Genomic DNA, 6,054 nt, shown 5'->3' on the forward strand with positions numbered 1-6,054 from the left:
CCGAGCCGGCGGGCCAGCGGCCCGGCGGTGACGTCGACGTACTGCATGCGGCCGTACGGCACGACGACCATCGAGCGGAACAGGATGCCCCGGCGGAGCAGGAGGTCGTCCGCGGACGCCGTCGCGTCGGCCGCCGGCGAGCCGGCCGCGTCGGCCGTGGCCGGGTCGCCCGCGTCGCCCGCGGTCGCCCCGGCGGCCTCCTGCCACCGGTAGTAGGACACCGCGACGGTGTCCCCGACGCCGACGTGCAGCCGCTCAGCGGCCCGCTCGGGCAGGGCGATCTGGCCCTCGGCGGTCGGCAGCGCGCCCTGCGTGACGTGCTGGGTGTCGAAGGCCGGGTCGCTCGGCAGGGCCACGAGCGTCTGCGTGATCTCGCGGTCGCCGGCGGACATCGCGACGTAGGGAGCCACGACCCGGGGGTCGGCGGCGGCGACGCCCGGGGTCGCGCGGACGGCCTCGACGGTCTTCTCGTCGAGCGAGACGCCGCTACCGGCGTCGGCGATCAGGTCGGCCTTGCCGTACGAGGCGGTGATCGAGTCGTACGAGATGCGCTGCATGATCGTGCCGGCGAGCAGCGTCGCCGCGATGAACGCGGTGCCGATGGCGACCGCGACGCCCGCGGCGGTGAGCCGCCCGAGGCTGCGGCGCATCTGCGCCAGGGTGAGCCGCCACATCAGGCACCCACCGGCGTCTCGGTGACCTCGAGCTGGCGCAGCGCGTCCAGCCCGGCGAGCACGGCCTCGGGGGTCGGGTCGACGATGTCGCCCGCGATCCGCCCGTCGGCCAGCAGCACCACGCGGTCGGCGTAGGCGGCGGCGGTCGGGTCGTGCGTGACCATGATGATCGTGCGGCCGAGCTCGCGGACCGAGCGGCGCAGGAAGCTCAGCACCTCGGCGCCGGAGCGCGAGTCCAGGTTGCCGGTGGGCTCGTCCGCGAACACCACCTCGGGCTTGGCGATCAGCGCGCGGGCGATCGCGACGCGCTGCTGCTGGCCGCCGGACAGCTCGGACGGGCGGTGCGTGAGCCGCTGCCCGAGGCCGAGCGTGGTGACCAGCGTGTCGAACCACGCGCGGTCGGCCTTGGCGCCGGCGAGCTCGAGCGGCAGCAGGATGTTCTGCTCGGCCGTGAACATCGGCAGCAGGTTGAACGACTGGAACACGAAGCCGACCCGGTCGCGGCGGAGCCGGGTGAGCGCGTCGTCGTCGAGCGTGGTGACGTCGGTCCGCCCGAGGAACGCGGAGCCCGCGGTGGCGGCGTCGAGGCCGGCCAGCACGTGCATCAGCGTCGACTTGCCGGAGCCGGACGGGCCCATGATGGCGGTGAACTCGCCGGCGGCGAAGTCGACGTCGACCCCGGCGAGCGCACGGACCTCGGCCTCGCCGCGGCCGTAGACCTTGGTGAGGCCGCGGGCGCGGACGGCGGCCTCCCGCGCGGGACGGCCCGGCTGGTCGGCGCCGGTCGCGTCGGACGCGGCGTGCGGCGGGTGCGGGCCGGTGCTGGCGGCGGGGGCGGGGACGAACGGGTCCACGGCTGAGCTCCTGGGACGGGCGGATCGGGTCGTCCCCGACGCTACGGAGTCCACCCGCGCCGCCGCGTCCACCCCCGGTCCGGACCTCGCGTCATCCCGGGGTACGACCCCGGGGGCGCGCGGCCCCACCGGGGCCCGACCCGGCGCGTGCCGGGGTCACGCCCCGGGGACCACCAGGCCGGTCTCGTACGCGACGACGACGGCCTGCACGCGGTCCCGCGCCCCGAGCTTCGCGAGGATGCGCCCGACGTGCGTCTTGACGGTCGCCTCGGCGACGTACAGGTCCTCGCCGATCTCGGTGTTCGACCGGCCGCGGGCCATGAGCACCAGCACCTCGCGCTCCCGCTCGGTGAGCGTCGCGAGCGCCTCGGCGCCGGCGGAGGCCTGCTGCTGCTCGGCGGGCAGCGCCGTCACCAGGTGCTCCAGCAGCCGCCGGGTGGACGACGGGGCGATGACGGCGTCGCCGCTGTGCACGGTCCGGATGGCCGCCAGCATGTCCTCGGGCGGCGCGTCCTTGAGCAGGAAGCCGCTGGCGCCCGCGCGGATGGCGGCGAGCACGTACTCGTCCAGGTCGAACGTGGTGAGCACGATGATCCGCGGCGCGGGGTGCTCGGGGGTGCCGGCGGCGACGATCCGCTCGGTGGCGGCGAGCCCGTCGAGGTTCGGCATCCGCACGTCCATCAGCACGACGTCGACCGGACCGAGCACGGCGGCCTGCGCGGTGCCGGCGGTGAGCGCCTGCACGGCCTGGGCGCCGTCGCCGGCCTCCAGGACGACCTCGAGGTCCGGCTGGGAGTCGATCACGAGGCGGAAACCGGCGCGCACGAGCTGCTGGTCGTCGACGAGGCCGACGCGGATGGCGGACATGGGCGTCAGCCTAGGGTGCCGGGCGCGGCGGCCCGGTCGTCGACCGGCGCGCCCGGGGGCAGCGGCAGCTCGGCGTGCACCCGGAACCCGCCGCCGGGGCGCGGGCCGGCGCTCAGCGTGCCGCCCACCATCGTCGCCCGCTCCCGCATGCCGAGCAGGCCCTGGCCGGCGCCGTCGGAGTCGGCGGCGGCGCCCCGGCCGTCGTCGGTGATCTCGAGGACGAGCGCGGCGGGCTGCCACTGCGCGAGCACGGTGACCGTCACGTCCGGGCCGCCGTGCTTGAGCACGTTCGTCAGGGCCTCCTGGCAGATCCGGTACACCGTCAGGCCGATGCCCGGGGGCAGGCGGCGGGGCGTGCCCATCCGGACCAGCGACGCGCGGACCCCGGATGAGCGGACCTGCTCCACGAGGGACTCCAGGTCGTGCTCGGCGGGCTGCGGGGTGTACGGGGCCGCGCCGGCCGACGTGCCGCCCCCGCTCAGGGCGTTCCCGGGCACCGGGGCGCCCGGCACCCGCTCGGGCTCGCGCAGCACCCCGAGCAGCCGGCGCATGTCGGCCAGCGCCGCCCGGCCGGTCTCCGCGATCGTGCCGAGCGCGCGGGTCGCCGCCTCGGGGTCCGCCGCGGCGGCGTACCGGCCGCCGTCCGCCTGGGCGACGACGACCGACAGGGAGTGGGCGACGATGTCGTGCATCTCGCGGGCGATCCGGGTGCGCTCGGCGGCGGTCGCGATGCGCGCCTGCTGGTCGCGCTCGACCTCCAGCCGCTCGGCCCGGTCCCGCAGCGCGGCGATCGTCACCCGGCGCGACCGCCGGACGAGCCCGAACGCCCACACCGCGGCGGCCGTCACGGAGGCGAACAGCCACAGGGCGATCCCCGACATCGCCACCTCGGCGGCGCTGCCGGTCCAGGACTGGAGCAGCAGCCCGCTCACCATCGCGAGGTTGCCGACGAGCGCCGACCCCATCGCCGTGAGGTGGGCCCAGCGGGGGCCGTGCACCGTGACCGAGTACAGCGCCACGAGCACCGCGAGGTCGGACGGCATGACCAGCGGCACGCCGATCAGCAGGTGCAGCAGGCACGCGACGTACACGGCGACGACGGACGCCACCGGGTTGCGGCGCCGCCAGCCCAGCGGGAGCCAGGCGGCGAGCGCGAGCACCGCGCCCCCGTACGAGCTCAGTCCCCAGTTCGGTGCCATGCTCGCGGCCAGGGGGACGACGACGAGCCCCGTCAGCAGGGTCGCGCTGAGGTCGATCGGCAGCTGGTGGCGTTCCTCCCACCGCGTGAGGCGTTCCCACCACGTCATCGCGCCAGCGTAGGTCGGCGGCCCCGGGCGGTCGTGCCCCCGGGGGCGGACGGAGGTCCCGACAGGGGTCCTCCCGCGGGCGGACGGGCCGACTTCACCGAACCGATACCCCGGTGCGCCGTGTCCTAGAAGGTCTCATGACCTAACATGGCGCCATGACCCAGGTGCTGCTGGCCGAGGACGATCCCGCCATTGCCGAGCCCTTGGCGCGCGCGCTCGGCCGCGAGGGCTACGACGTCCGCGTGCAGGGCACCGGGCAGGGTGCGATCGACCGCGCGAGCGAGGCGGACCTCGTCGTGCTGGACCTCGGCCTGCCGGACATGGACGGGCTCGACGTCGCGCGGGCGATCCGGAACCAGGGGCTGACCACCCCGGTGCTGGTGCTGACCGCGCGCGCGGACGAGGTCGACCTCGTCGTGGGCCTGGACGCCGGCGCCGACGACTACGTGACCAAGCCGTTCCGGCTGGCCGAGCTGCTCGCCCGGGTGCGGGCGCTGCTGCGGCGCACCGGCGGGGACACGCCCGACGAGGACGAGCTCCGCAGCCAGGACGTCCGCGTGGACGTCGCCGCGCACCGCGCGTTCCAGGCCGAGCGCGAGCTGCACCTCACCGCCAAGGAGTTCGACCTGCTGCGCGTGCTCGTCGGCGCGGCCGGCACCGTCGTGGCGCGCGAGACGCTCATGCGCGAGGTCTGGGGCTCGGACCCGACCGGCTCGACGAAGACGCTCGACATGCACGTCTCGTGGCTGCGCCGCAAGCTCGGCGACGACGCGAGCGCGCCCCGCTACATCAGCACCGTGCGGGGGATGGGCTTCCGGTTCGAGTCCGGCGAGGGCACCCGGGGCTGACCCGTGCGCCGCCGCGTCCTGCAGGCCACGATCGCGGCCGTCACGGTGGCGGTCGTGCTGCTCGGTTTCCCGCTCGCCTTCCTCGGCGCGCAGTACGTCCGCGACAACGAGATCGGGTCGCTCGAGACCCGCGCCTCGGACCTGGCGCGCCAGGTCGACAGCCGCGTCCAGGAGGGCACGCCGCTCTCCGACACCATGCTGGAGCCGTACGTCGACCGCGGGGGCGGCGTGACGGTGAGCATCTTCGTCGTCACCACCGACGGCGCCCGGTACCAGGCGGGCCCGGACGTTCCCGACCGCGCCCTGACGATCACGGAGACGTCGACCACCGGCGCCCGGATCACGCTGTACGCGCCGTGGTGGGACGTGTTCCTCATGAGCGCCCAGATCGTCGGGCTGGTCGTCGCGGCGGCCATCGTCGCGTTCGCGGCGGGCATCGGCATGGCCATCTGGCAGGCGAACCGGCTGGCCGCGCCCCTGGTGTACCTCGCGGCGTCCGCCGAGCAGCTCGGGTCCGGGCAGGTGCGGCCCCAGCTGGAGCCGTCCGGGGTCGAGGAGATCGACCTGGTGGCGGCCGAGCTCGCGCGCAGCGCCGACCGGATGGCGGGCCGGCTGGCCGCCGAGCGGCAGTTCGCCTCCGACGCGTCGCACCAGCTCCGCACCCCGCTGACCGCGCTCACCATGCGGCTCGAGGAGATCATGCTGGCCTCCGACGACCCGGCCGTCCGCGAGGAGGCGCGGATCTCCCTGGAGCAGGTCGAGCGGCTGGTCACGGTCGTCGACGACCTGCTGACCCGGTCCCGGCGCGCGCAGGGCGGCACCACGGAGGCCATCCGGCTGGGCGACGTCGTGCACCAGCAGGAGGAGGAGTGGCGGCCGACCTTCGAGGCCGAGGGCCGCCGCCTGGTGATCGAGGTGGACCCGCAGGCCCAGGTGCTCGCCACCCCCGGGGCGCTGGCCCAGGTGCTCGCGACGCTGATCGAGAACTCGCTGCGGCACGGCGGCGGCACCACGACCGTGCGGTCGCGCCCCGGCGCCGCGCGCTCGGTCGTCGTCGAGGTGGCGGACGAGGGCGACGGCGTGCCGGACGACCTGGCGCCGCGGATCTTCGAGCGCGAGGTCACGTCCGGCAAGGGCACCGGCCTCGGCCTGTCGCTGGCCCGGGACCTGGCGTCCGCCGACGGCGCGCGCCTGGAGCTCGCGCAGCGGCGGCCGGCGGTGTTCGCGCTGTTCCTCGCGGGCGTGCCCGCGGCGATGGCGCCCGACGTGGTGCTGCCGCGCGGCTCGGTCATCTCGCCCCGCTCGGAGCGGGCGCGCCGCCGGCGCTGAGGGGCGCCGCTCACCCCCGGCGGGTAGGGGGCGGGGGCGACCGGCGGCGCTAGCCTCGCCGCGAGGGGCGTCCCCGCCGCGGGCGCCCGAGGGGGTGGGCCCGATGGCCGAGCAGCGGCCCTCGCCGGGGACGGCGGCCGACCTGTCCGCACGCATCGCCGCGCTGGAGGCCGAG

Annotated in this window: 5 protein-coding genes and 2 pseudogenes; 2 read left to right on the top strand and 5 right to left on the bottom strand. The window is 76.2% G+C overall.

Annotated features, from left to right (window positions below):
* The 5 genes and pseudogenes from FA014_RS17275 to FA014_RS17290 all read right to left on the bottom strand — a co-directional run.
* Positions 1–113: pseudogene (locus FA014_RS17275) on the bottom strand (PH domain-containing protein); the annotation flags it as partial.
* Positions 114–278: 165 nt separating this feature from the next.
* Positions 279–674, bottom strand: a pseudogene (locus tag FA014_RS21030) (FtsX-like permease family protein); the annotation flags it as partial.
* Positions 674–1,528, bottom strand: coding sequence for an ABC transporter ATP-binding protein (locus FA014_RS17280; RefSeq protein ID WP_154730873.1), 855 nt, complete (start codon positions 1,526–1,528; stop codon positions 674–676). The gene FA014_RS17280 and the pseudogene FA014_RS21030, both read right to left, overlap by 1 nt.
* Positions 1,529–1,684: 156 nt before the next feature.
* Positions 1,685–2,395, bottom strand: a complete 711-nt coding sequence (locus tag FA014_RS17285; RefSeq protein WP_154730874.1) for a response regulator — start codon at positions 2,393–2,395, stop codon at positions 1,685–1,687.
* 5 nt (positions 2,396–2,400) lie between these two features.
* Positions 2,401–3,702, bottom strand: coding sequence for a sensor histidine kinase (locus FA014_RS17290; RefSeq protein WP_154730875.1), 1,302 nt, complete (start codon positions 3,700–3,702; stop codon positions 2,401–2,403).
* Positions 3,703–3,857: 155 nt separating this feature from the next.
* Between FA014_RS17290 and FA014_RS17295 the strand changes: the two genes are divergently transcribed.
* Positions 3,858–4,550 (top strand): response regulator transcription factor, encoded by a 693-nt coding sequence (locus tag FA014_RS17295; RefSeq protein WP_154730876.1) that lies wholly within the window; start codon positions 3,858–3,860, stop codon positions 4,548–4,550.
* A 3-nt stretch (positions 4,551–4,553) separates the two neighbouring features.
* Positions 4,554–5,879 carry an ATP-binding protein gene (locus FA014_RS17300; protein ID WP_154730877.1) on the top strand — a complete coding sequence of 442 codons (1,326 nt, stop codon included), beginning with the start codon at positions 4,554–4,556 and terminating at the stop codon, positions 5,877–5,879.
* Positions 5,880–6,054 lie beyond the last annotated feature (175 nt).

Origin of the sequence: Cellulomonas hominis, assembly GCF_005239125.1 — a bacterium.
Classification (GTDB): Bacteria; Actinomycetota; Actinomycetes; order Actinomycetales; family Cellulomonadaceae; genus Cellulomonas; species Cellulomonas hominis_A.